The sequence below is a fragment of the Actinomadura sp. NPDC048021 genome (assembly GCF_040653135.1).
Classification (GTDB): Bacteria; Actinomycetota; Actinomycetes; order Streptosporangiales; family Streptosporangiaceae; genus Spirillospora; species Spirillospora verrucosospora.
Genome location: NZ_JBEZJQ010000042.1, coordinates 34,244 through 57,040, shown reverse-complemented (window position 1 = coordinate 57,040; position 22,797 = coordinate 34,244). Strand labels below are relative to the sequence as shown.

Here is a 22,797-nt window from a genome sequence, read left to right as displayed (position 1 = left end):
GTCTACGTCGCGGCCGCCACCGCGGGCCTCACCACGGTCTTCACGCTCGTGCCGCCCCTCTACACCGCGATCAAGCTGGCCGGCGCGCCGGGCCGTCGAGCCGGAGCAGCGGCGCCGCCGCCCCGGCGACGCCGATCAGCGCCTCCGCGGCGATCACGGCAGCCGCGGCCGCCCCGGCGAGGGCGGGCGGCAGCACCCGGTGCGCCCGCACCGCGGCGGCCAGCGCCGCCGGGCGCCTGACCTGCCCGGCCAGCGACGCCAGCAGGACGAGCGGGACGGTGACGGCGGCGATCCCGGCGAGGAGTCCGGTCACCGGACCGCCTCGACCGCCAGCCCCGCGAGCCGGCGCGGGACGTCGCGGACCCGGTCCTCCTCGGGCAGCACGGTCACCAGCAGCGACGCCAGCGCCAGCAGGAAGTAGGGGCCCTGGCCCTCCACGGTGTCGCGGAACAGCTCGCCGCCCGCGACCGGGGCGCCGCGCCACGGCGGGAGCCGCCTGCGCGTCACCGTGGTCAGCGCGGTGATCTCCAGGAGGCCGATCCCCGGCACCTCCTTGACCATCTCGGCGGGCTCGGGGCGCCTGGCCCGGCCGCGCGGGACGGCGGTGACCCCGTCCTCGTGCTCGGTCAGGCGCAGGGTGCCGAAGAAGGCGACCGCGTCCGCGGGGCGCCCGTGGTAGAGGTGCGTGAACACCGCGTGGCGGCGCCCCTCCCACACGGCCGCGAGAACGGGGTCGCTGAGGCCCGTCTCGGCGTCGCGGGTCGCCGTCCCGCCGACCCGCAGCCGGCCGCCCTGGACGCGGAACTCCTGCTCGAAGCGGTCGACCCCGATGTCGGCGGCCCAGGCCAGCGCGTCCTCGCGGGTGCCGCTGGAGATCTCGTGGAGCCGCCCGCCGTCGGCGATCCGCGCCACCGACGTGCACGGCCGCCGCAGATCGTGGTCGCCGGCGAGCCGGACCCGCACCCCGTCCAGCGAGCGGTGGGTGACGCTCCGGCCCCCCGCGCCCTGCCCCCGTGTGCCCTCTCCCGGTTTTCCCATGCCGCCCCCTTCCCGGGGGACGCGCCCCACAGAAACGCCGCGGGTAAGAATTGCGACGCTACGCGTGATACTTCGCTTCAGGGTCAAACCTTCCGGAAGTGGTCACGCCCGGGACCGGGTAGGGTCAACTGCCGGACTCGCGCGGCAGCGGCGTTTCAGCGGCGGCCGTCCCCGGCGCCCTGGATAGGGTCGTGTGGTTCTCCGGCAGGTAGGCGCGTGAGGTGGAGCCCGTGAGCAAGGTCGATGTGCTGGTCCGGCGGCTGGATCCGGAGCTGCCCCTGCCCCAGTACGCCCACGCGGGCGACGCGGGCGCCGATCTGGTCGCGGCCGCCGACGTGGAACTGCCGCCGGGGGAGCGCGCCGTCGTCCCCACCGGGATGGCGATCGCCCTGCCGGACGGCTACGCGGCTTTCATTCACCCCCGGTCCGGATTGGGCGCTAAGTTGGGGGTGACCATCGTCAACGCACCCGGTACGGTCGACGCCGGCTATCGGGGTGAGATCAAGGTGACCCTGCTGAACACCGACCCCCGCGCCACGGTGAGACTGCGGCGCGGAGACCGCATCGCGCAGATGGTCGTCCAGCGGGTCGAGCACGCGGTGTTCCACGAGGTCACCGAGCTTCCCGGATCGGCGCGCGGAACCGGCGGGTTCGGCTCCACCGGCGGATTCGGCCCTGCCCCGCGATCCGGGGACAACGAGCACAGTAGAGAAGGAGCGTGAGTCGTGGCTTTTGGACGTCGCCGGCAGGCCGAGGAGCCCGCTGAGGGTCCCGAGGTGACCGAGGAGCCGGCGGAGACCGCCGAGGAGGCTCCCGCCGAGGCGGGGTCGGCCAAGGCGGAATCGGCGGCGGGCGGCCCGTGGGATTCCGAGGACTCCTTCCCCGAGCTGCAGCGGCTCGACTTCGGGGCCCTCCAGGTGCCGGTGGCGCCGGGGCTGGGCTTCCAGGTCAACTTCGAGGCGACCCAGGTCGACGAGGAGGGCAACCCGCTGGACGGGCGCCCCGTCGCCGTGCTGGTGCAGTACGAGGAGAGCGCCATGCAGCTCCAGGTGTTCGCCGCGCCGAAGCGCAGCGGCATCTGGGACGACGTGCGCCGCGAGACCGCCAAGGACATCCAGGAGGAGGCGCAGGGCCAGACCCAGGAGGGCGAGGGCCCGTTCGGCTCCGAACTGCTGGCGATGGTCCCGGCGGCGCTGACCGAGGAGGTCCTCGCCGAGATGCCGCCGGAGGTCCGCGAGCAGATCCCGGCGGAGTTCGTCGAGCAGGGCTGGGCGCCGCAGATCATCCGTTTCCTCGGCGTGGACGGCCCCCGCTGGTTCCTGCAGGCCGTGGTGCAGGGCGCCGCGATCGAGGACGAGGAGCAGTGGCAGGTCCTGGAGGACGTGCTGCGCGGCGTGGTGGTGCACCGCGGCGACGCCCCGATGCCGCCCCGCGAGCTGCTGGAACTGCAGATCCCGCAGGAGTTCAGCGAGGCCGGCGAGGACGGCGAGGACGGGGCCGTGGAGACCTTCGACCCCTTCGAGCGCGGTCCCGAGATCACCGAGGTCCGCTGACCGCACGCACACCGGACCCGTCCGGCCGCACGCTTTTCGGACGTGCGGCCGGGCGGGTTCGCGGCGTCTGCGCCCGGCCCATCGCTTGCCCTGCACCGGCCTCCGGGCGGTCAATCAGTGCATGTCGAAGAAGACGCGCAAACGCCGGGCCCGCAAGCGGAGCAAGCACAACAAGGGCAAGCGGCCCAACGCCCGCCGCTAACTCTCGATCATCTCGAACGTCATCGCGTGCTCGACGCCCGCCTGCTTCCCGCCCGCCTCGGCCGCGCCGGTGAGGAACGCCTCCGCGTCGAAACCGGCGCCGAGTTCGGCGAAGTACACGCGGTGCGCGAGCAGCGAGTCGATGCCGGCCCGCAGATGGCCGGTGACGTCCACGTAGTGGGTGGGCTGCGGCGACCCGCCGAACAGCGCGAACCGGACGCCCCGCCACGGTTCGAGGCCGAGGTCGCGGAACACCCACCGGTTGGCCGCGTCCCGGACCGCGTCCGCGACCGCGAGGCCGAGGGCCCGGTGGTCGGCCATGTTGAAGCCGCCGCCGGGGAAGGTCTCGCGGAAGTTGATGGACAGCACCACCTCGGGCCGGTGCCGCCGGATCGCCGCGGCGAGCGTCCGCCGCAGCGGCAGCCCGTACTCCAGAGTGCCGTCCGGCAGGTCGAGGAACTCGACCTCGCGGACGCCGACGATCCGCGCCGCCTCGACCTGCTCGGCGCTGCGGATCCGCCGCACCTCGGCGGGGTCCATCGAGTCGATCCCGGCCTCCCCGCGGGTGGCCAGCACCTCCGTCACGGTCTTGCCCTGCCCCGTCCACTTGGCGACCGCCGCCGACGTCCCGTACTCCAGGTCGTCGGGGTGCGCCACGATCGCGAGCGCGCGTTCCCAGTCCTCAGGCACCTCGTCCATCCCCCCATCCTCCCGGACGGGGCGGTGGACCGTCACAGGTAGCGGAGCCAGAGGTACGGGGTGGCCAGGGCGACCGTCACGAGGGTGACGACGATGCCGTAGCGGGTGAAGCGCCAGAAGCTGATGGGCGTGCCGTTGCGGGCTGCGATGCCGAGGACGACCACGTTGGCGCTGGCCCCGACGGCGGTGGCGTTCCCGCCGAGGTCGGCGCCGAGGGCGAGGGCCCACCACAGCACGTGCCCGTCCGTGCCGGGGTGCTGCTGGACGAGGTCGGAGACGATCGGGCTCATCGTCGCCACGTAGGGGATGTTGTCCACGATCGCCGACAGCCCGGCGGACGCCCACAGCAGCAGCATCGCGGCCACGCCGAGGCGGCCGTCGGTGGCGTCCGCCGCCGCCCGGGAGATCTCGCCGATGACGCCGGTCTCGACGAGGCCGCCGACCATCACGAACAGGCCGGCGAAGAACACCAGCGTGGGCCACTCGACCTCGCTGAGCGCCTCCTCGGTCGTCACCTTGGTCGCGGCGACGAGCAGACCGGCGCCGAGCAGCGCCACCACGGACGGCTCGTAGTGCAGGACGGGGTGCAGCACGAACGCCGCGATCACGACGGCGAGGACGGCGAGCCCCTGCGCGAGCAGGCGGCGGTCGGTGATGGCCTCCCGCTCCTCCAGCTCCATGACCTCGGCGGCGAGCTCCGGGTCGTAGCGGAACGCCGAGCGGAACAGCCACCGGCACAGCACGCAGAACACGATCATCAGCACCACGACCAGCGGGGCCAGGTGGACCAGGAAGTCGTTGAACGACAGGCCGCCCCGGCTGGCGATGATGATGTTGGGCGGGTCGCCGACGAGGGTCGCGGTGCCGCCGATGTTGGACGCCATGACCTCGGCGATGAGGTACGGCTCGGGCGCGAGGGCGAGCCGCTCGCAGACGAGGAACGTCACGGGCGCGACCAGCAGGACGGTGGTGACGTTGTCGAGCAGCGCCGACGCCCCCGCCGTGAGCACGACCAGCATCACCATGAGCCGGTAGGGGCGTCCCCGCGCGCGCTTGGCGGCCCAGATCGCCACGTACTCGAACACGCCCGTCCGGCGCAGCACCGAGACGATGACCATCATGCCGAGCAGCAGGAAGATGACGTTCCAGTCGATCCCGGACTCGGAGGAGAAGAACGCGCCCCGGGCGTCGGTGATGTGCAGCAGGAGCATCAGGCCCGCGCCGCCGAGCGCCACCGCCGTCCGGTGCACCTTCTCCGACGCGATCAGCACGTACGCGCAGACGAAGATGACGATCGCGGCGGTGGCCTGCACGGAACCTCCCGGACGGCATGCGGATGACGGGACCTGCCGACCAGACTTCCCGGCGCACCACGGGCGACTCTAACCGTCACGGCACGCCGCGGGCGAGACCGGGGCCGGGCGATGGTGGGGTTTTGCCTACCCCGATCGGAGTGCTGGACCCATCCTCGCCGGCCCCGCGCGTCCGTAGTTTCGTGTCCGGAGGCGCTCCGCGAGGGGGCGCCCGGGCGGAGGTGAGGACGATGTTCGGACGCAGGGGACCGGAACCGGGGCGCCAGGCCCCGGGTGAGGCGCTCCGGCTGGAGAACGTGCGCCGGGTGTACGGCCCCGAGGGCAACCGGGTCGTCGCGCTGGACGGGGTGTCGCTGTCGCTGCCGACCGGGTCGTTCACCGCGGTCATGGGCCCGTCCGGGTCCGGCAAGAGCACGCTGCTCCAGTGCGCCGCGGGCCTGGACCGTCCGACCGGGGGCCGCGTCTTCGTCGACGGCGCGGAGCTGACGGGCGACGGGGAGGCGGAGCTGACGAAGTTCCGGCGGGAGCGGATCGGTTTCGTCTTCCAGCAGTTCAACCTGCTGCCGACGCTGTCGGTCGTGCAGAACACGGTGCTCCCGCTGAAGCTCGCCGGCCGCAAGGTCGACAAGGACCGGGCGCGAGCCGTCCTCGAGCGGGTGGGCCTCGGCGAGCGGCTCGGGCACCTGCCCGCGGAGCTGTCCGGCGGGCAGCAGCAGCGGGTGGCGATCGCGCGGGCGCTGCTGGCCCGGCCGCGGGTGCTGTTCGCCGACGAGCCGACCGGAGCCCTCGACACCCGCAGCGCCCGCGACGTGCTCGGCCTGCTGCGCGAGTCGGTGGCCGCGTTCGGGCAGACGGTGGTGATGGTGACCCACGACCCGGTCGCCGCGTCGTTCGCCGACGCCGTGCTGTACCTGGCCGACGGGCGGATCGTCGGCCACCAGCCCGCGCCGACCGCCGAGTCCGTCGCGGAGCGGATGACGCACCTGGCCGACGAGGTCGAGCGCCAGCGCATGACGGCGGGGGCGTGACATGTTCGCACTGGCGATCGGTTCCCTGCGCAGGCGCGCGGGCGCGTTCACGGCGAGCTTCCTCGCCCTGTTCCTCGGCTCGACGATCATCATGGCGTTCGCCTCGATGCTGGACACCGCCGCGTCGGGCGGCGCGACCGGGGAGGCCCGGAGCACGCTGGTCGTCATGGCGAACGTCGTCGGCGGCTGGGGGCTGCTGCTCGTGGTGTTCGCGGTCACCTCCACGCTGACCCTGTCGGTGCGGCAGCGGGCGTCGGAGATCGCGCTGCTCAAGAGCGTCGGCGCGACCCCGGCGCAGCTCTCCCGGATGATCGTCGGTGAGGCGGCCGTGCTGGCGGTGGCCGCGGCGCTGCTCGCGATCGTCCCCGGGATGCTGGCCGGCCGGGGCGTGCTCGGCCTGCTGCACGACACCGGCCAGGTGCCCGCGGAGATCGGCCACAGCTTCGGCCCGGTCGCGCTGTCGATGGGGATCGGCATCACGACGGTCTCCGCGACCGCCGCCGCGCTGATCACCGCCCGGCGCGCCACCCGCGCCGGCGTCGCCGACTCGATGCGGTCCGCGGCGGTGGACACCGGGAGGCTGAGCAGGAAGCGCATCGTCTTCGCGGTCCTGTTCCTGCTGCTGGCGCTGGACGAGGCGGTCATCACGGTCACGCTGATGGACGGCAAGGGCAGCGACGTGATGGCGACGTCCGGGCAGGCCGACATCCTCGCCGCGATCGGGCTGGCGCTGCTGGCTCCGGCGATCATGCGGCGGGCGACGTCCCTGCTGGCCCGGCCGCTGCGCGCGTTCGGCGCGGCCGGCGAACTGGCGGCCGCCACCATGCGCCGCCGGACGGGCGCGCTGGCGTCCGCGGTCACCCCGGTCATCCTGTTCGTCGGCACCGCCGTCGGGACGCTCTACCTCCAGGCCACCGAGAACGCGGCGATGGAGGCCGCCGGGCTGGCCAAGACGGCCGAGCAGAAGAGCATCGAGACGCTCAACTTCGTCGTCATCGGCATGGTGGTGCTGTTCACGGCGATCATGCTGGTCAACACGCTGGTGGCGGCGACCGCGCACCGGCGCCGCGAGTTCGGGCAGACGCGGCTCGCCGGCGCGACCCCGCGCCAGGTGCTCGCCTCGGTGGCGCTGGAGTCGGCGGTGCTGACGGTCACCGGCGCGGCCTGCGGAACGGTCGCCTCGGTGTTCACGATCGTGCCCTTCGGGCTGGCCCGCCGCGACTCCGCCGTCCCGGCCGGGGACGTGTGGACCTACCTCGCGGTCGTCGCGCTCGCCGCCGCGCTGACCGGCGCCACGACGTGGGCGGCCACCCGCCGCGCGATCGGCGTCCCCGCCGTGGAGGCCGCCCTCCGCTGACCGCACGGCTTGTCTTCGCGTGGGTGCTCGCCCATACTGGGTGAGCACTCACTCATTTTTGGAGGAGCGGTCATGGCGGGATCGGTGGAGACTTCGCGCGGCAGGTTTCCGGCGGCGGCCGCCGTCCGGGGCCTGGGGGCGTTCTGGACGGGCGGCCGCCGGGTCGAGCGCGCCGCCTACGCCGTCGGCGCCGCGCTCATCGCCTCGGGCCTGCTGCACCTGGTGGTGTTCGCCGTGGACGGCGGGCCCTGGACGGGACCGGTCTCCTGGCGCAAGCCCGTCACGTTCGGGCTCTCGTTCGGCCTGACGCTCATCACGATCGCGTGGGTCAGCGGGTTCGTCCGGCTGGGCGACCGCGCGCGGACCGCGATCCTCGGCGTGTTCGCCGCCGACTGCGTCGCGGAGGTCTCCCTCATCACCCTGCAGGCGTGGCGCAGGGCGCCGTCCCACTTCAACGAGGAGACGGCGTTCGACACGGTCGTCACCCGGATGCTCGCGGCGGGCGGCGGGATCCTGATCGTCACGCTGGTCGCGCTCGCGGTCGCCGCCTTCCGCCGCGACGCGGGGACCGCGCCGAGCATGCGGCTGGCCGTCCGGTCCGGCTTCGCCGCGCTGATGCTCGCGCTGGCCTCCGGCGCGGCGATGATCGCCCGCGGGGTCGCCACGGTGCGCTCCGGCGACCAGCAGGCCGCCTACCACGTGGTCGCCGCGCTGAAGCCCGCGCACTTCGTGACCATGCACGCGATCCTCGTCCTGCCGCTGCTGGCCTGGCTGCTCACCTTCACCGGTCTGCCCGAGGCCCGCCGCGTCCGGGTGGTCGCCCTCGCCTCCGGCGCCTACTGGGCGGTGGCGGCGCTGGTCATCGCGGTCGCCGCCGTGCGCTTCGCCGCGGCCTGAGCCCTGCCCCGCCGACGCCGAACTCGCCGCCCTTCGCGGACGGCGAGTTCGGCGGGGGAGGGTCAGTGCGCGCGGGGGCGGCGGGGGAGGAGGAAGGCGACCAGGAACGCGGCGACGGTGAGCCCGGCGGTCAGGGCGGTGACCTGCTTCGCGGCCTCCAGCGCGGCCGGCGCGGCGAACCGCCCGGCCACCGGCGCGCCGACCGCCCCGAAGAAGACCGTGCCGAGCACCGCGACGCCGAGCGACGCGCCGAGCTGCTGGACCGACTCCAGCGCGGCCGAGCCCGAGCCCACCTCGTGGTCGGCGATGCCCGCCACGATCACGTCGAACAGCGGGACGAAGATCATGCCCATGCCGGCGCCGAACAGCAGCAGCGGCGCGGCCAGGTGCCAGCCGCCGACGCCCGTCCCGGCGGCCTCGAACACCGCGTAGAGCGCGGCCAGCCCGGCGACCATGAGCACCAGGCCGAGGTGCAGGATCCTGCGGCCCAGCCTGGCCATCGTCATGCCGCTGAACGCCGACCCGGCGAACGCCCCGACCGCCCAGGACGACATCGCCAGGCTCGCGGCCAGCGGCGTGTAGCCGAGGCCGAGCTGGAGGAACAGGCCGGTGGCGAGGGAGAACCCGGCGATCGCGCCGAAGAAGACGACGACGAACAGGACGCCGGAGCCGAAGGCCCGGTTGGCGAACACGCTCAGCCGGAGCAGCGGGGTCCGCCCCCGGCGGGTGCGGCGCAGCTGGTGCAGGACGAACAGGGCGAGGACCGGGACCGAGCCGGCGAGCAGCGCGAGCGACCAGGCGGGCCAGCCCAGCTCGCGGCCCTGGACGAGCGGGTGGACCAGCATGCTCATCCCGAGGCCGCCGAGCAGCATGCCGCCCGCGTCCAGGCCGCCCGAGCGGTCGGCCGACACCGGCGCGGGCAGCGCCCGGGCGCCCACGACCAGCGCGTAGACGCCGACCGGCACGTTCACCAGGAAGATCGCGCGCCAGCCGGTGCCGAACAGGTCGGCGTCGATCAGCAGGCCGGCCACCACCGGGCCGAGGATCGTGGCCAGGCCGATCACCGGCCCGAACAGGGCGAACGCCTTGCCGGTGTCGGTGCCGAACAGGTCGCGGATCAGCCCGAAGCCCTGCGGGATCATCACCGCGGCGCACAGGCCCTGCGCGACCCGGGCGGCGATCAGGCTCTCCGGCGACCAGGCGAACGCGCAGGCCGCCGACATCACCGTGAACGCGGCCGCGCCCGCCAGCAGGACGGGCCGCCGCCCGAACATGTCGCCGAGCCGACCGCCGGTCAGCAGCGCCACCGCGAGGGCGAGCGTGTAGCCGGCGGCCGTCCACTGCAGCGCGGAGAACGAGCCCCCGAGGTCCGCGCGGATCGCGGGCGCGGCCACGTTCACCACGGTGGAGTCGAGCAGGTTCAGCAGCGTGGCGGCCAGGATCGCCGACAGGCCGAGCCAGCGGCGCGGGGCGGGCGCCGCGCCGTCGCCGGGGCGCGTCGTCCCGGCCGCGGGGGCCGGGATTTCGAGGGTGGCGGTCATGGTCCGTCCTTCCTTCACGGAGCGGAATGCTCTGTTCCGATAGTAGCAGAACGGAACGCTTCATTCCACAATGAGTCGGCGTGGATTTCGGCGGCGGCGCAAGGGGTCCGCTTCGTCCGGGGATGCCATACGCTTCGAGGTATGGACGAGGTTTCGGCCAGCACTCCGCCCGGGGCGGGGCCCGGCGGGCGCGAGCGCGGCAAGGGCGGGCTTCGGCGCTTCCTGCGGCGCATGGCGTCCACCAAGGCCGAGCTCGAGGCCGAGGAGCTGCAGAAGACCACCGGCGACGAGGGCGCGACGCCGATCACCGACTGCGCCGCGCGCAAGCGGCACTGCGTGGCGGGTACGCTACGTACGGTGACACTCCGTCCGCGGGGCGGCGCCCCCGCCCTGGAGGCCGAGCTCTACGACGGCACCGACGTGATCAACCTGGTCTGGCTCGGCCGCCGCAAGATCGCCGGGATCGACCCGGGGCGCCGGCTGCGCGCCGAGGGACTGGTGAGCGAGCAGGACGGGCGCAAGGTCATGTTCAATCCGCGATACGAGTTGCGCGGCGGCGCGTGAGGCCGCGGCGAGCCGCCGGGAGAGCGACGTGAGCGAAACGGAAACGGGCACCGCGCGGGAGACCGCCGCGCACGACACCGTCGAGGCGGCCGTCCGCGCCCAGCTCAACAAGGCGCTCGGCGGCGTGCGCGGCATGGTCGAGGCGGCGGTGCCGACGATCGCCTTCACCGCGACCTACGTCGCCGCGAAGGACGTCAAGCTCGCCGTCGGCGCCGGGGTCGGCGCCGCGGTGCTGCTCCTGCTGGTCCGGCTCGCGCAGCGCTCCAGCCCGCAGTTCGTCCTGAACAGCCTGTTCGGCATCGCCATCGCGGCGTTCTTCGCGCTGCGCTCGGGCAAGGCCGAGAACGCCTTCCTGCCCGGCATCATGCTGAACGCCGGCTACGCCGCCGCGATGATCTTCTCGATCGCGGTGCGCTGGCCGGTCGTCGGCTTCATCATCGGCTCGGTCACCGGCGACCCGACCGCCTGGCGGGCCGACCCCGGGATCGTCCGGCTGTGCTCCCGGCTCACCTGGCTGCTCGTGCTGCCCTGCATCGTGCGCGTCGCCGTCCAGTACCCGATCTACCTCGCGGACGGCGACCAGAGCGGCCTGCTCGGCACCGCCAAGATCGCGATGGGCTGGCCGCTCCAGGTCGCCGCGCTGGCCGCCATGGCCTGGCTCCTCGCCCGCGGCCGAACCCCCATCACCCCGGGGGCCCCGGCCAAGGGCCAAGAACCCGCGTAGCTCTACCGTCCGCCGAGGAGTTCGGCGAGTTCGTCTTCGACGTCCTGGCTGGCCACGAACATCAGCTCGTCGCCCGGCTCCAGGGTGTCGTCGGCGGTGGGGACCAGGACCCGGCCCTCGCGCAGGATCGCCACCAGGGCGGTGTCGCGCGGCCAGGCCACCGATCCGACGCGCTCGCCGCCGAGGGGCGCGTCCTCGGGCAGCGTCAGCTCCACCAGGTTGGCCTCGCCCTGCCGGAACGTCATCAGCCGGACGAGGTCGCCGACGCTGACGGCCTCCTCCACCAGCGCCGACAGCAGCCGCGGTGTGGAGACCGCCACGTCCACGCCCCACGACTCGTTGAACAGCCACTCGTTGTTCGGGTGGTTGATCCGCGCCACCACGCGCGGAACCCCGTACTCGGTCTTGGCCAGCAGCGACACCACCAGGTTGACCTTGTCGTCGCCGGAGGAGGCGACCACCACCTGGCAGCGCTCCAGCGCCGCGTCGTCCAGGGCGGCGATCTCGCACGCGTCGGCCAGCAGCCACTCCGCGCGCGGCACCATCTCCACCTTGATGGCCTTGGGGTTCTTGTCGATCAGGAGAACCTCGTGCCCGTTCTCCAGCAGCTCCTGGGCGATGGACCGGCCCACCGCGCCGGCCCCGGCGATCGCGACCCGCATCACGCGTCCTCCCCGTTCCGCGCCGCGACCGCGGCGTTGACCCGCTCCAGGTCGTCGGCCCCCGCCATGATGTGCACGATGTCGCCGTCCTGGATCACCGTGTCCCGCTCGGGGACGAGCGCCTCGCCCATCCGGGACAGGAACGCCACCCGGGTCCCCGCGTGCTCCTCCAGCTCGCCGACCTTCTCTCCCACCCACAGGTGGCCGGAGTCCAGCTCGGCGAGGACGACCGCGCCCGTCGGGTCGCGCCACAGCGGCTCGGCGCCCTCGGGGAGCAGGCGGCGCAGGATCTGGTCGGCCGTCCACCGCACGGTCGCGACCGTGGGGATGCCGAGGCGCTGGTAGACCTCCGCCCGGCGCGGGTCGTAGATCCGGGCCACCACGTTGTCGACCCCGAACGTCTCGCGCGCGACGCGCGCGGAGATGATGTTGGAGTTGTCGCCGCTGCTGACGGCCACGAACGCCGACGCGCGCTCGATGCCCGCCTCGGCGATGACCTCCCGGTCGAACCCGAACCCGGTGATGCGGCGGCCCCGGAACCCGCTGCGCAGCCGGCGGAACGCCTCCGGGCTCTGGTCGATGATGGCCACCGAGTGACCCTTGTCCTCCAGGATGTGGGCGAGCGTCGAGCCGACCCGCCCGCATCCCATGATCACGATATGCACGGCCGTTCCCTCTTCCATAGGGGGACGCTCCCCCTCTACCCCCCGCGCCGGGCACGGCATTCGCCGCCGACACCGCGCCGCACCCGAGGACCGTTTCCTGTGAATGATCCCTGCGGGCTGCAAACCTACACATCCGCCCAGGCGAGTACTACTCAACCAGCTATCCGCCGGGGCGGCGAGGCGCCCGCGGAACGGGTGGCGGCCGGGCGCTGCGCAGCGGTCCGCAGGGGCTAGAGTCTCGTTGCGTGTCAAAGGTTCCCGACCTCGCGAAGCGGCTCCTCCTCGGCCGCGCGCTCAGTAGCGCCCAGCAGAGCGAGCAGCTGCTGAAGAAGCGCATCGCGCTGCCCGTTTTCGCGAGCGACGCGCTGTCGTCGGTCGCCTACGCTCCGCAGGAGATCCTGCTCGCGCTCGGCGCGGGCGGTCTCGTGATGTACCACTACACCCCGTGGATCGCCGCGGCCGTCGTGATCATCCTGCTGACCGTGGTCGCCTCCTACCGGCAGAACGTCCGGGCCTACCAGAGCGGCGGCGGCGACTTCGAGGTCGCCACCACCAACCTCGGCGGCAACTGGGGCGTCGTCGTGGCCAGCGCGCTGCTGGTCGACTACGTCCTCACCGTGGCGGTGTCGGTGTCGTCGGGGGTCGAGAACCTCGGCGCGCTGCTGAAGTTCATGCAGCCGCACGAGGTCGTCGTCGCGATCGTCATCGTCGTGCTGCTCACCCTCGGGAACCTGCGCGGCCTCAAGGAGGCCGGGGTCGCCTTCGCGATCCCCACCTACCTGTTCATGTTCGCGGTCTTCGGCATGCTGGCGTGGGGCCTGGTCCGGCTGGTCTCGGGCACCCACCTGCAGGCCGAGACGGCGCACTACGAGGTCCGCGGCGACGAGATGGGCATCGCCGGGTTCGCCCTGGTGTTCCTGCTGCTAAGGGCCTTCTCCTCGGGCTGCGCCGCGCTGACCGGGGTCGAGGCGATCAGCAACGGCGTGCCCGCGTTCAAGAAGCCCAAGGGCGAGAACGCCGCCACGACCCTGCTGATGCTCGGGCTCGTCGCGATGACGCTGTTCGGCGGCGTGACCGCGTTCGCCTACATCACCGACGCCAAGTTCGCCGAGCCCGACCAGGGCAGCCAGCTGATCGACCCGTCCACCGGCAGGCCCGTGACCGACGCCGACCCGGTGATCGCGCAGGTCGCGCACACGGTGTTCAGCAACTTCACCCCCGGGTTCGCGCTGGTCACCGCGATGACCGCGCTGATCCTGTTCCTCGCCGCCAACACCGCGTTCAACGGGTTCCCGGTGCTCGGCTCGGTGCTCGCGCAGAACCGCTACCTGCCGCGCCAGCTCCACACCCGCGGCGACCGCCTCGCCTACAGCAACGGCATCATCATCCTGGCCACCATGGCCGGGCTGCTGATCTACGCCTACGACGCGTCCGTCAGCCGGCTGATCCCGCTGTACACCGTCGGCGTCTTCGTGTCGTTCACCGTCAGCCAGGTCGGCATGGTCCGGCACTGGAACCGGCTCCTGGCCACCGAGCCGGACCCGGCGCAGCGCCGCCGGATGCGCACCTCCCGCGGGATCAACGCCTTCGGCGCCACCCTCACCGGCATCGTCCTGGTCGTCGTGCTGATCACCAAGTTCGCGCTCGGCGCCTACATCGTCTGCATCGCGATGCCGCTGCTCTACCTGCTGATGAAGGGCATCAGGCGGCACTACGACCGGGTCGCCGCCGAGCTGGTTCCCTCCGGCGAGGACGTCGCGCTGCCCGCCCGCAACCACGGCATCGTGCTCGTCTCCAAGATCCACAAGCCGACGCTGCGGGCCCTGGCCTACGCCCGCGCCACCCGACCGTCCACGCTGGAGGCGGTGACGGTGGCGGTGGACGCCGAGGAGTCGCAGCGCCTCCAGCAGGAGTGGGACGCCCTCGACATCCCCGTCCCGCTGAAGATCCTCGACTCGCCGTACCGGGAGATCACGCGCCCGGTGCTGTCCTACGTCAAGAGCGTCCGGCGCAAGAGCCCCCGCGACGTCGTCACCGTGTTCATCCCCGAGTACGTCGTCGGCCACTGGTGGGAGCACCTCCTGCACAACCAGAGCGCGCTGCGGCTGAAGGGGCGGCTGCTGTTCCAGCCGGGCGTGATGGTGACGAGCGTCGCGTGGCAGCTGCAGTCCTCCGACCGGCTCAAGGGGCGCAAGGAGCCCCCGGGCCCCGGCTCGTCCCGGCGCCCGCCGCGGACCGGGGCACGCCCCGGTGCCGGTAGTGTTTCGGACCGTGACTGAACTCGAACCCGACGTCCTCGAACTGGAGGTCGGCAACGTCGCCAACGGCGGTTTCTGCGTCGCCCGGCACGAGGGGCGCGTGGTCTTCGTCCGGCACGCCCTGCCCGGCGAACGGGTGAGGGCCCGCGTCACCGACCGCACCAAGAACTTCCTCCGCGCCGACGCCGTGGAGATCATCGAGGCGTCGCCCGACCGCGTGCAGGCGCCCTGCCCGTTCGCCGGCCCCGGACGGTGCGGCGGCTGCGACTGGCAGCACGCCTCCCTGCCCGCCCAGCGGGCGCTGAAGGCCGCGGTCGTCCAGGAGCAGCTGGAGCGGCTCGCCGGGATCACCCGCACGGTCGTCGTCGAGGAGGTCCCGTACCCGGTCGACGGCGAGGTGGTGCCGCCGCCGGGGCTCGGCTGGCGCACCCGCGTCCAGTTCTCGGTCTCCTCCGGCGTCGTCGGCCTGCGCAAGCACCGGTCGCACGACATCGAGCCCGTGGACGAGTGCCTGATCGCCCACCCCGGCGTGGAGCTGATGGGCATCGAGCGCAAGCGGTGGCCGGGCGCGTCCGGCGTCGAGGGCGTGGTCTCGGCGAGCACGGGCGACCGCCTCGTCGTGCTGCGCGGCCGCGACCGCCGCAAGATCCGCGTCCCCCGGCTGGACGTGCCGGTCCGGCTCGTGCGCGGCAAGCCCGAACCCGGCGCCGGGCTCCCGTACGTGCGTGAAGAGGTCTCCGGGCGGCTCTACCAGGTCAGCGGCAGCGGCTTCTGGCAGGTGCACCCGGGCGCGGCGCAGCTGCTCGCCGACGCCGTCCTGGACGCCCTCGAACCGAAGCCCGGCGATATCGCCCTCGACCTGTACTGCGGCGTCGGCCTGTTCGCCGGCGTCCTCGCCGACCGCGTCGGCGACGAGGGCCTCGTCGTCGGCGTCGAGTCGGACGGCCAGGCCGTCCGCGACGCCCGCTACAACCTGCGCGACCTCTCGAACGTCTCGATCGAGCGCGGCCCCGTCGAGGAGGTCATCGCCGACCTGGAGTTCGGCCGCGCGTCCTCGGGCTCCCGCACGCAGAACAAGCGCGGCACGGGCCACCACGGCGGTTCCCGGGTCCGCAAGGCCGACCTGGTCGTCCTCGACCCGCCCCGCACCGGCGCGGGCCGCGAGGTCGTCGACCACATCACCCGCCTCGCCGGCCGCAAGATCGCCTACGTCTCCTGCGACCCGGCCACCCTCGCCCGCGACCTCGCCTACTTCAGCGAACGCGGCTGGACCCTGGAGACCTTCCGCGCCTTCGACGCCTTCCCCATGACCCACCACGTAGAGTGCCTCGCCACCCTCGTCAAGGGGTAGGAGTGGCGCTGACCTGCACGGATTCTCTTGGGTGCGTTTCAGTGCGGGTCAGTGCGACCCCCTGTATTTCAAGATCATGGCGCATGGATCGCGCACGGTCATGAACGCGTGAACGTCAGGGCCGCGCCATCTCCCGGCCCGAATCCGGGCTGAACCGGGCTGCGCCTGTGAGACGAGCGTGGCCGGATGGTGACAGCGAGCTATCTCGTGTGAACCGTTCACCGAAGGTGAGGCGTCCAACACGCGTTCCTCAGCCGTCGGCAGATCACGACAGGACCGTCCATGCGCAGCCTCACCATCATTGCCGCACTTCCCGCGGACGCTCTGGCCCTCACCGCGTGCGGCGGCACCGCGGACAATGCCGCCCCGACCAAGACCGTGACCGTCGCACCGCCCAGCGCGACCGCGCCCGCGAGCACGCCGACGGTCCCTCCGAGCAGCGCGAAGCCTCCGGCCGCGAAGAAGATCCGCGCCCCGAATGTGGTCGGGAAGAACCACCAGGCCGCGCAGGACCTCATGCAGGCGGCCGGCCTCTGGATGCTGCGGGAGGAGGACGCGACCGGACAGGGACGGATGCTCATCCTGGACCGCAACTGGCAGGTGGTCCGCCAGAACCCGAGGGCCGGGACGAGCGTCGCGCCGGAGGCGACGATCACCCTGTACTCCAAGAAGATCGGAGAGTAGGCCCCCGTTCACCCGCCCGTCGGCCCCTGGTCGGCGGGCGCCGTGGTGTCCGCTTTGAAGTCCGAGGTGCTCGCCCGCATCTGATCCCGCACGGCACACATCGGCCCTCGGTGGGCGGGCGTCATTCCACCGGCAGGACGTACTCCACCTCGTAGCGGTCCGTGGGCACCACGATGTCGGCCGTCTCCACCGCCCGCTCCGCCGTGCGATAGGTCCGCTGGATGACCATGACCACGGCCCCGAGCGCCCCACCGAGCAACTCCGCCTCGGACTGGAGTACCGGCCGCGCCGACACGACCTCCTGCACCGACTCGACGTTCTGCCCGATCGCCCGCATCCGCGCGACCACTCCGGCGCCGGCGTGCGGGCCCTCCTCCGGGAACATCACCGGCGTGCCGTGCGTCAGGTCGAGCGGCTCCCAGCTCGTGGACAGCATCACGGGTTGCTCGTCGGCCAGAAAGGTGTAGCGGCTGCACATGACGGGGTCGCCCGCCGTGATGTCGAGCCGCTCCGCCACGGCCGGGGACGCGGGACCGCTCTCCGATGCGACGCGCCACGTGCCGGCGCGGCCCTGCCGCTGCATCTCCGTGCGGAACGGCGACCCGTCCCGGCCGGAGGAGCCGTACCAGGACCGGGCGAGGCGCTTGAGCTCCGGCTTGCGCCGCACGTACGTCCCCGAGCCGGACCGCGCTTCGAGGAAGCCTTCGGTGGTGAGCAGCCGGACGGCGCCGAGGGCGACCTGATCGGAAACCTCGTAGCGCTCGCGGAGCTGGGCCCGCGAGGGGACGCGGTCGCCCGGCGCGAGGGTGCCGTCGATGACCTGGCGCCGTAGATCATCGGCTATGCGCTGGTAGGCGGGCTGGGTCACGGCGCCTCCGACCGCTGGGTGCGAATGCTCGGACACAGGTTGGGGGACGGCATGGTCACGTTCCGTAGGAGGGATCCGTGGAGTGGAGCCAGCCCTACCCCGGCTGCGTCTCCATGGTGCCGGTCGCCCGGGCCTTCGTTCGAGCGATGGTCAGAAAGTCGCCGCGCCGTGAGGACGCCGAGCTCATCGCAGCCGAGCTCGTCGTCAACAGCCTGCGGCACACGCCCAGTGGCGACGGCGGCGAGGTCACGGTGCTCGTGAAGGTGACGCCCGGCCGCGCCCGCATCGCCGTCCACGACTCCGGCGACGGCAGGCAGTGGCATCCGGTCCCGTGCATTCCCGAGGACGAGGACGGCCATGGCCGCGGACTGCTCATCGTCTACTCCTTGGCCGACAGGGTGGGCCACGACGCCGACGCTGACGGGCAGACCATGTGGGCCGAGCTGACCTGGAGCGATCAATGACGGCCCGGGCGGTGCGCGAACACCGGTTGCTCTCGGGCCTGACCGGAAACGAGGCCCGGATATGAGCGAGGCGCCCAACCCAATGCCACCCGAGGATCCGGCAGCGCGCCTCGCCGCGCTGCGCGACGAGTTCCCCGGGTGGAGGATTGAGGGGAGTGACTTGCCGTCCCTCCCGTTTCGCGCCGTTCGGGAAGGGGGCGGCGAGAAGGCGATCATTCTGGGTGCCGGTTCCGCCGACGCGCTGTGGAACCTGCTGTCCCAGCAGGACGCCGCTGAAAGCGGACGCGCGCTTCTGGCGCTGGGCAAGGCGCTGGTGGAGCGCGGGGCGACGGTCATCGAGCACGACGGCAGCATCGTCACCAGGACGCGGACCGGGGTCGCTCGTTCGGTCGGTGCGCTGCGGGGCCGGTTCGTCTGGGACTCCGGGCTCGATCTCGGCCCGACCGGCGACGTGGGCGAGGGCGCCGGGAAGATCGTGCGGCTGCTCGGCCTGGAGCCGCACCCGCAACTGTCGGTGCTCGTCCGGCGCATGGGCGTGCGCGGTTACGCCGTGGACATCGGCGCCAGCCATGACCCGGGCCCACCCATGCCACAGCGGCTGAGGCCTGGGCGAATACAACACAGAGTGTGTCCGCTTGACCCTGTAGCGTGACTCGCGCGTGTGAGTGGCGCGATGACAGGAGGGGATATGCGACTGCCCCGATGGGCTCCTTGGGTCGGGGGCGTGTTGAGCGATTCTCCGGCCATCACCAGCGTGAAGCCCTTCGGCGACGCGGGGATCACCGATCCCCGGTTCGGGCACATCATTACTCTGACCACGGGCGCCCAGATCGAACTGCAATGGGTACGGACCAGTCCGTCGTCGGGCGATGAGCACGATGAGGTCCCGGTCACTGGGGATCCGCCCGTGCCGGTGACCCTGCCGGAAATGCCGAGTTCGGGCCGGACGTCAATCCGCCTGATCGAGCAGCACCTCGCCGCGCTCATCGTCAACGAGGGGAACCCGGAGATCCGGGCGGTCGAGCGGAAGTCGACCCGCGCGGAAGCCGGCCTGCGGCCGTGCTGCGTCATCGTGCGCATGCACAGCGGTGCCGACATCTTCGGCGTGTTCCGAAGCCTGGCGCCTGCCGGTGCCTCGCTCGGCGGGGGTGGTTTCCAGCAGGGGAAGGAGGTGTGAATGAGAGTCCGGCCCGGAACTTGAAGTAGCAGCCTGGGCGAAGTCGCGTGCGGGGGTCATCGGCGTTCTGGTAGGACGAAACGTCCTGCTTCGGGAGGTTGGGGGCGGGGGTGTTCGTGCGGGCTGGCAGGTCGGCTTCTGGAGAGGGCTTGGTGGATGGTCGGTATCCGAGAGTGCAGGGAGGAAGATCTTGAGCTGCTGGAGTCCTGCATTCCCTCGCCCGGTCGGACCAGGAGGCATGCGGCACGGTTCGAGCAGCAGCGGCGCGGGCTCACCACGTTTCTGATCGCCTGGGCCGAAGCCGTTCCCGTCGGAACCGGGCAGATCCTGTGGCACGGCTGCGCCGCTCCCGAGGTGAGGCGGCTTTATCCGAACTGTCCCGAGCTCAACGGTCTGGGGGTCTGGCCGCCCGAACTGAGGTCCCAGGGCATCGGGCGCGCGCTCATCGGCACGGCCGAAGCCCTCGTCCGCCAACGCGGTCACGACCGGATCGGGCTGGGTGTGGACGACGACAACCAGCGGGCAGCCGATCTCTACCTCCGGCTCGGTTACCAGGAGACCGGCTGCCGCTACCTCGATCGGTACCACTACATCGACGACCACGGGACCCGCCATGAAGTAGTCGACCCCGCGCGGTTCCTGGTCAAGCAGCTCGGTCGGGCGGGCGGTGTGCCGCCCTCTTAGGCTGATCGCAGGCAGAAGGGGTGTCCGGCCGGACTGGCGTAGACCCGGCTGCCGTTCTGGGTTTCCGGGTGGACGTCGTCTGCGGGCCGGAGCCTGGTGGCACCGGCTTCGAGCGCCGTGCGGTCCGCGGCCGCGAGGTCGTCGACGGTGAAGTCGAGGTGCATCTGCTGGAGGCCGTCCGGCCAGTTCGGGGCGACCTGTCCTGGGGCCGACTGGATGACGAGCACGGGCAGGCCGGGGGCCTGGACGAAGTGGTGGCTCGGCGTGCGGGTGATCGAGCCGCCGAGCAGCCGGTGCCAGAAGGCGCCTTCCGGCTCCGGTTCGGCGGCGTCGATGACCACGGAACTCAGGTTGACGATCACGGGTTTCCCGTTCTTCGAGTCGGGCGGTGCTCAGACGGTCGGGATGATGCCGCCGTCGACGCGGAACTGTGCTCCGGTGAGCCACTTCGCGCGCCGGGAGGCGAGGAACGCGATCAGGTCGGCGACGTCCTCGGGGTCTCCCGCGCGGCCCATCGGGACCTTCAGGTGGTCCACGATCCGCTGCTCGATCTCCTCTGGGCTGATGCCCTGCTGGTCGGCCATGCGCTGGAGGTGGGCGGCCGCGCCGTCGGTGACGACGAAGCCCGGAAGGACGCACACCACACGTACCCCGTGCTCGCCGACCTCGGTCGCCAGTTCGCGGCTGTAGGCGTTGAGCGCCGCCTTGGCGGCGGCGTAGGACGCCTCGGTGCGCTGCGGGAGCCGGCTGGCGATCGAGGAGACGTGCACGACGACGCCGGAGCCGCGTTCGACCATTCCCGGCACCAGCGCCCGGTCCAGGCGCACGGCGCTGAGGAGGTTCATCTCCAGATCCGCCCGCCAGGACTCCTCCGAGCGGCTCAGGGTCGGGGCCGGGGCGCTCGCGGCACCCGCGTTGTTCACCAGGACGTCCACTCCGCCCACGCGGTCGACGACCCGGCGGCCGAGTTCCGTCACGCCCTCCTCCGTCGAGAGGTCCGCCGGAATGAACGTGGCGCCGTCCCCCTCCTTCGGCCTGCTCCGGGACGCCGTCAGCACGGTCGCGCCCGCGGCGGCGAACCGGCGGACGGTGGCCTGGCCCAGGCCGCGGCTGCCGCCGGTGACCAGCACTCGGAGGCCGCCCAGTCCTTCTTCTGTGATCGTCATGGGAATCTCCCTCGTAACATGAACCCGACTCCGGAAACAGTAGTACACAAACGGAACCGGACTCACCTTATGGAGGTCCCGTTGTCGTCATCACGCCCGCTGCGCGCCGACGCGCGACGCAACCGCGAGGCGCTCCTCGCCGCGGCGCGAGAGGCGTTCCTCGGCGGCGACACCGACGCGCATGTCGAGGAGATCGCCCGTAGTGCTGGCGTGGCGGTCGGGACGTTCTACCGCCACTTCGAGACACGCGAGGTCCTCATCGAGGAGGTCTATCGCAAGGAGGTCGACGAACTGTGCGCCGCACCCGTGGAGCTTCTGGACCGGCACGCCCCCGACGAGGCCCTGCGGCGCTTCCTGCTGCTGCTCGTGGACCACGCGGCCGTCGGCAAGGGGATGTCCGTCGCCCTGGAGAGCATCATGGCCACGGACTCACCGGTCTTCGGGACCGCCCGCACCCAGATGGCGAACGCTCTCGACCGGCTGCTCGCCGCGGGCGCCGAGGCCGGCGCCGTCCGCGGCGACGTCACGGGCTCCACCCTGCTGCGCGCGCTGGGTGGCATCTGCGGGATGCGCGCCACGGAAGGCTGGCAGGTCGAGGCCCGGCAGATCACCGCTCTCCTCTTCGACGGCCTGCGCCACGGCGCCCGGCGGGCGAACTGAGCCGGATGCCCCGGCCGACTCCCGTGACCTTGGAAAACCTGTTGCGCGGCCGCATAGCGTGGACGTGTGATCGAGATCAGGGACGTGCCGGAGGCCGACGCCGCGCTCATGGTCGACTTCGCCGGGATGGTGTTCCACCTGCCCATGGAGGACGGCGACCGCGACCGGGACGGGTGGCCGCTCACCCGTGCCGAGCGGATCGGCGCCTATGACGGCGACACGAGGGTCGGGCAGCTCGCGGCCATGCCGATGCGGCTTGCGGTTCCGGGCGGGCTGCTCGACTGCTCGGCGGTCACGTTCGTCGGGGTGCTGCCCACGCATCGGCGCCGGGGAATCCTGACGTCCATGATGGACCGGATGGACGCCGACGCCATCGCGGCGGGGCGTCCGGTGGCCGCGCTCTGGGCTTCGCAGGGCGCCATCTACGGCCGGTACGGTTTCGGGCTGGCCACGCGGGCGATCGACCTGGAAGTGAGCACGTCGCGTCCGCTGGAGTTCCGCACGACCCCGGACGACCGGCCGCTGCGGCTCGTCGACGCCGCGTCCGCGCCCGAGCTGGTCGATCCGATCCACCGGCGATCGCTGCGCCCGGGCGGGCTCGTGCGCGATCCCGAGTGGTGGGCCAAGGCGATCCTGCGGCCGGTCGACCGGGAGTCACCCGGTTACACCGCGCCGCGCATCGTCGTCCATCCCGCCGGCTACGTGGTCTACCGGGTCCGCGAGGGGACGGTCCGGGTGGTCGACCTCGTCGCCGACACCCCGCAGGCGGAGGCCGCGCTCTGGAAGTTCCTGGCGTCGATCGACCTGACGTCCCGCATCGAGGCGCTGGGCCGTCCGGTGGACGACCTGCTGCCGCACATGGTCGCCGACCCCGACCGGGTCAACGTCACGAGGGACTTCGGCGCCCTCTGGCTGCGGTTGATCGACGTGCCGGCCGCTCTTCGCGCCCGCTCCTGGGCCGCCGAGGACGCCTTCGTCCTGGAGATCGAGGACCCGCGCATCCCGGCGAACGCCGGCCGCTGGCGCCTCACGACCGGGGCGACGCCTGCCTGCGAACCGGCCTCCGGGCCACCGGACCTCAGCCTGAGCGCCGCCGATCTCGCGGCCGTCTACCTGGGCGGCCAGAGCCCGGTCACCCTGGTCCGGATCGGCGCCGTCACCGAGCACACGCCGGGTGCGGCCGCGCGTCTGGAGGCCGCGCTGGCCGTTCCGCTGGCGCCCTACATCAACGACGACTTCTGAG

26 protein-coding genes are annotated in these 22,797 nt (G+C 72.5%); 16 read left to right on the top strand and 10 right to left on the bottom strand.

The window, feature by feature from the left end; translation table 11 throughout:
- Positions 1-70: 70 nt before the first annotated feature.
- Both AB0C87_RS40835 and AB0C87_RS40830 read right to left on the bottom strand, forming a co-directional pair.
- Positions 71-313, bottom strand: coding sequence for a MauE/DoxX family redox-associated membrane protein (locus AB0C87_RS40835; RefSeq protein WP_360581905.1), 243 nt, complete (start codon positions 311-313; stop codon positions 71-73).
- A complete protein-coding gene (locus AB0C87_RS40830) occupies positions 310-1,038 on the bottom strand; it encodes a hypothetical protein (RefSeq protein WP_360581903.1) in 729 nt (242 codons plus the stop codon). Before AB0C87_RS40830 ends, AB0C87_RS40835 begins: the two co-directional genes overlap by 4 nt.
- 221 nt (positions 1,039-1,259) lie before the next feature.
- On the opposite strand from AB0C87_RS40830, the gene dut reads away from it, so the two are divergent.
- Together dut and AB0C87_RS40820 are read left to right on the top strand one after the other, a co-directional pair.
- On the top strand, positions 1,260-1,760 hold the full coding sequence (gene dut / locus AB0C87_RS40825; protein ID WP_345184798.1) for a dUTP diphosphatase: 501 nt from the start codon (positions 1,260-1,262) through the stop codon (positions 1,758-1,760).
- Positions 1,761-1,763: 3 nt separating this feature from the next.
- A complete protein-coding gene (locus AB0C87_RS40820) occupies positions 1,764-2,591 on the top strand; it encodes a DUF3710 domain-containing protein (RefSeq protein ID WP_345184801.1) in 828 nt (275 codons plus the stop codon).
- Positions 2,592-2,789: 198 nt separating this feature from the next.
- On the opposite strand, the gene AB0C87_RS40815 is transcribed toward AB0C87_RS40820, so the two are convergent.
- Both AB0C87_RS40815 and AB0C87_RS40810 read right to left on the bottom strand, forming a co-directional pair.
- Positions 2,790-3,491 carry a PIG-L deacetylase family protein gene (locus AB0C87_RS40815; RefSeq protein ID WP_360581900.1) on the bottom strand — a complete coding sequence of 234 codons (702 nt, stop codon included), beginning with the start codon at positions 3,489-3,491 and terminating at the stop codon, positions 2,790-2,792.
- A 32-nt stretch (positions 3,492-3,523) separates the two neighbouring features.
- Positions 3,524-4,804 (bottom strand): ArsB/NhaD family transporter, encoded by a 1,281-nt coding sequence (locus AB0C87_RS40810; protein WP_345184806.1) that lies wholly within the window; start codon positions 4,802-4,804, stop codon positions 3,524-3,526.
- Positions 4,805-5,034: 230 nt separating this feature from the next.
- On the opposite strand from AB0C87_RS40810, the gene AB0C87_RS40805 reads away from it, so the two are divergent.
- From AB0C87_RS40805 to AB0C87_RS40795, 3 genes are all read left to right on the top strand, one after another.
- Entirely contained in the window at positions 5,035-5,832 is a 798-nt protein-coding gene (locus AB0C87_RS40805) for an ABC transporter ATP-binding protein (RefSeq protein ID WP_345184808.1), read from the top strand.
- 1 nt (position 5,833) lies between these two features.
- Positions 5,834-7,189, top strand: a complete 1,356-nt coding sequence (locus AB0C87_RS40800) for an FtsX-like permease family protein (RefSeq protein WP_345184812.1) — start codon at positions 5,834-5,836, stop codon at positions 7,187-7,189.
- A 72-nt stretch (positions 7,190-7,261) separates the two neighbouring features.
- The gene (locus AB0C87_RS40795) at positions 7,262-8,086 is read left to right on the top strand and encodes a hypothetical protein (protein WP_360581898.1); all 825 of its coding nucleotides are present in this window, start codon (positions 7,262-7,264) and stop codon (positions 8,084-8,086) included.
- 62 nt (positions 8,087-8,148) lie between these two features.
- Here the strand turns inward: AB0C87_RS40795 and AB0C87_RS40790 are convergent, their stop codons facing one another.
- On the bottom strand, positions 8,149-9,627 hold the full coding sequence (locus AB0C87_RS40790; protein WP_353834216.1) for an MFS transporter: 1,479 nt from the start codon (positions 9,625-9,627) through the stop codon (positions 8,149-8,151).
- Positions 9,628-9,858: 231 nt separating this feature from the next.
- Here AB0C87_RS40790 and AB0C87_RS40785 point away from each other — a divergent pair, with 231 nt between their 5' ends.
- Positions 9,859-10,191 carry an OB-fold nucleic acid binding domain-containing protein gene (locus AB0C87_RS40785; protein WP_179849807.1) on the top strand — a complete coding sequence of 111 codons (333 nt, stop codon included), beginning with the start codon at positions 9,859-9,861 and terminating at the stop codon, positions 10,189-10,191.
- A 28-nt stretch (positions 10,192-10,219) separates the two neighbouring features.
- A complete protein-coding gene (locus AB0C87_RS40780) occupies positions 10,220-10,915 on the top strand; it encodes a DUF3159 domain-containing protein (RefSeq protein ID WP_353834215.1) in 696 nt (231 codons plus the stop codon).
- 2 nt (positions 10,916-10,917) lie between these two features.
- Here the strand turns inward: AB0C87_RS40780 and AB0C87_RS40775 are convergent, their stop codons facing one another.
- Together AB0C87_RS40775 and AB0C87_RS40770 are read right to left on the bottom strand one after the other, a co-directional pair.
- The gene (locus tag AB0C87_RS40775) at positions 10,918-11,577 is read right to left on the bottom strand and encodes an NAD-binding protein (RefSeq protein ID WP_353834214.1); all 660 of its coding nucleotides are present in this window, start codon (positions 11,575-11,577) and stop codon (positions 10,918-10,920) included.
- Positions 11,577-12,242, bottom strand: a complete 666-nt coding sequence (locus AB0C87_RS40770; protein ID WP_179836369.1) for a TrkA family potassium uptake protein — start codon at positions 12,240-12,242, stop codon at positions 11,577-11,579. The genes AB0C87_RS40775 and AB0C87_RS40770 overlap by 1 nt, the downstream gene beginning before the upstream one ends.
- Before the next feature lie 245 nt (positions 12,243-12,487).
- Here AB0C87_RS40770 and AB0C87_RS40765 point away from each other — a divergent pair, with 245 nt between their 5' ends.
- The 3 genes from AB0C87_RS40765 (at position 12,488) to AB0C87_RS40755 (ending at position 16,535) form a co-directional block, all read left to right on the top strand.
- The gene (locus AB0C87_RS40765) at positions 12,488-14,521 is read left to right on the top strand and encodes an APC family permease (RefSeq protein WP_345184824.1); all 2,034 of its coding nucleotides are present in this window, start codon (positions 12,488-12,490) and stop codon (positions 14,519-14,521) included.
- Positions 14,514-15,851 (top strand): class I SAM-dependent RNA methyltransferase, encoded by a 1,338-nt coding sequence (locus AB0C87_RS40760; RefSeq protein WP_360581895.1) that lies wholly within the window; start codon positions 14,514-14,516, stop codon positions 15,849-15,851. The genes AB0C87_RS40765 and AB0C87_RS40760 overlap by 8 nt, the downstream gene beginning before the upstream one ends.
- A 282-nt stretch (positions 15,852-16,133) precedes the next feature.
- On the top strand, positions 16,134-16,535 hold the full coding sequence (locus tag AB0C87_RS40755) for a PASTA domain-containing protein (RefSeq protein ID WP_360581893.1): 402 nt from the start codon (positions 16,134-16,136) through the stop codon (positions 16,533-16,535).
- Between the two features lie 121 nt (positions 16,536-16,656).
- On the opposite strand, the gene AB0C87_RS40750 is transcribed toward AB0C87_RS40755, so the two are convergent.
- Positions 16,657-17,403: a GntR family transcriptional regulator gene (locus tag AB0C87_RS40750; RefSeq protein WP_360581891.1), complete on the bottom strand. Its 747-nt coding sequence runs from the start codon at positions 17,401-17,403 to the stop codon at positions 16,657-16,659.
- Positions 17,404-17,480: 77 nt separating this feature from the next.
- Here AB0C87_RS40750 and AB0C87_RS40745 point away from each other — a divergent pair, with 77 nt between their 5' ends.
- The 4 genes from AB0C87_RS40745 (at position 17,481) to AB0C87_RS40730 (ending at position 19,728) form a co-directional block, all read left to right on the top strand.
- Positions 17,481-17,867: an ATP-binding protein gene (locus tag AB0C87_RS40745; RefSeq protein WP_360581889.1), complete on the top strand. Its 387-nt coding sequence runs from the start codon at positions 17,481-17,483 to the stop codon at positions 17,865-17,867.
- 61 nt (positions 17,868-17,928) lie between these two features.
- Positions 17,929-18,519, top strand: coding sequence for a hypothetical protein (locus tag AB0C87_RS40740; protein WP_360581887.1), 591 nt, complete (start codon positions 17,929-17,931; stop codon positions 18,517-18,519).
- 72 nt (positions 18,520-18,591) lie between these two features.
- Positions 18,592-19,044, top strand: coding sequence for a hypothetical protein (locus AB0C87_RS40735; RefSeq protein WP_360581885.1), 453 nt, complete (start codon positions 18,592-18,594; stop codon positions 19,042-19,044).
- 156 nt (positions 19,045-19,200) lie between these two features.
- Positions 19,201-19,728 (top strand): GNAT family N-acetyltransferase, encoded by a 528-nt coding sequence (locus AB0C87_RS40730; RefSeq protein WP_353834209.1) that lies wholly within the window; start codon positions 19,201-19,203, stop codon positions 19,726-19,728.
- Here AB0C87_RS40730 and AB0C87_RS40725 read toward each other — a convergent pair.
- Positions 19,725-20,090, bottom strand: coding sequence for a VOC family protein (locus AB0C87_RS40725; RefSeq protein ID WP_353834208.1), 366 nt, complete (start codon positions 20,088-20,090; stop codon positions 19,725-19,727). The two genes, AB0C87_RS40730 and AB0C87_RS40725, sit on opposite strands and share 4 nt — an antisense overlap.
- A gap of 30 nt (positions 20,091-20,120) precedes the next feature.
- On the bottom strand, positions 20,121-20,894 hold the full coding sequence (locus tag AB0C87_RS40720) for an oxidoreductase (protein ID WP_360581882.1): 774 nt from the start codon (positions 20,892-20,894) through the stop codon (positions 20,121-20,123).
- Between the two features lie 81 nt (positions 20,895-20,975).
- Between AB0C87_RS40720 and AB0C87_RS40715 the strand changes: the two genes are divergently transcribed.
- Positions 20,976-21,554 (top strand): helix-turn-helix domain-containing protein, encoded by a 579-nt coding sequence (locus AB0C87_RS40715; RefSeq protein ID WP_345184844.1) that lies wholly within the window; start codon positions 20,976-20,978, stop codon positions 21,552-21,554.
- 66 nt (positions 21,555-21,620) lie between these two features.
- A complete protein-coding gene (locus AB0C87_RS40710) occupies positions 21,621-22,796 on the top strand; it encodes a GNAT family N-acetyltransferase (RefSeq protein WP_360581880.1) in 1,176 nt (391 codons plus the stop codon).
- Position 22,797 lies beyond the last annotated feature (1 nt).

Excerpts from the sequence above, each read along its gene's own strand:
- AB0C87_RS40755 (WP_360581893.1), top strand. The coding sequence starts at position 16,134 with ATGCGCAGCCTCACCATCATTGCCGCACTTCCCGCGGACGCTCTGGCC.
- AB0C87_RS40795 (WP_360581898.1), top strand. The coding sequence starts at position 7,262 with ATGGCGGGATCGGTGGAGACTTCGCGCGGCAGGTTTCCGGCGGCGGCC.
- AB0C87_RS40805 (WP_345184808.1), top strand. The coding sequence starts at position 5,035 with ATGTTCGGACGCAGGGGACCGGAACCGGGGCGCCAGGCCCCGGGTGAG.
- AB0C87_RS40800 (WP_345184812.1), top strand. The coding sequence starts at position 5,834 with ATGTTCGCACTGGCGATCGGTTCCCTGCGCAGGCGCGCGGGCGCGTTC.
- AB0C87_RS40830 (WP_360581903.1), bottom strand. The coding sequence starts at position 1,038 with ATGGGAAAACCGGGAGAGGGCACACGGGGGCAGGGCGCGGGGGGCCGG.
- AB0C87_RS40775 (WP_353834214.1), bottom strand. The coding sequence starts at position 11,577 with ATGCGGGTCGCGATCGCCGGGGCCGGCGCGGTGGGCCGGTCCATCGCC.
- AB0C87_RS40790 (WP_353834216.1), bottom strand. The coding sequence starts at position 9,627 with ATGACCGCCACCCTCGAAATCCCGGCCCCCGCGGCCGGGACGACGCGC.
- AB0C87_RS40815 (WP_360581900.1), bottom strand. The coding sequence starts at position 3,491 with ATGGACGAGGTGCCTGAGGACTGGGAACGCGCGCTCGCGATCGTGGCG.
- AB0C87_RS40785 (WP_179849807.1), top strand. The coding sequence starts at position 9,859 with ATGGCGTCCACCAAGGCCGAGCTCGAGGCCGAGGAGCTGCAGAAGACC.
- AB0C87_RS40720 (WP_360581882.1), bottom strand. The coding sequence starts at position 20,894 with ATGACGATCACAGAAGAAGGACTGGGCGGCCTCCGAGTGCTGGTCACC.
- AB0C87_RS40730 (WP_353834209.1), top strand. The coding sequence starts at position 19,201 with ATGGTCGGTATCCGAGAGTGCAGGGAGGAAGATCTTGAGCTGCTGGAG.
- AB0C87_RS40740 (WP_360581887.1), top strand. The coding sequence starts at position 17,929 with ATGAGCGAGGCGCCCAACCCAATGCCACCCGAGGATCCGGCAGCGCGC.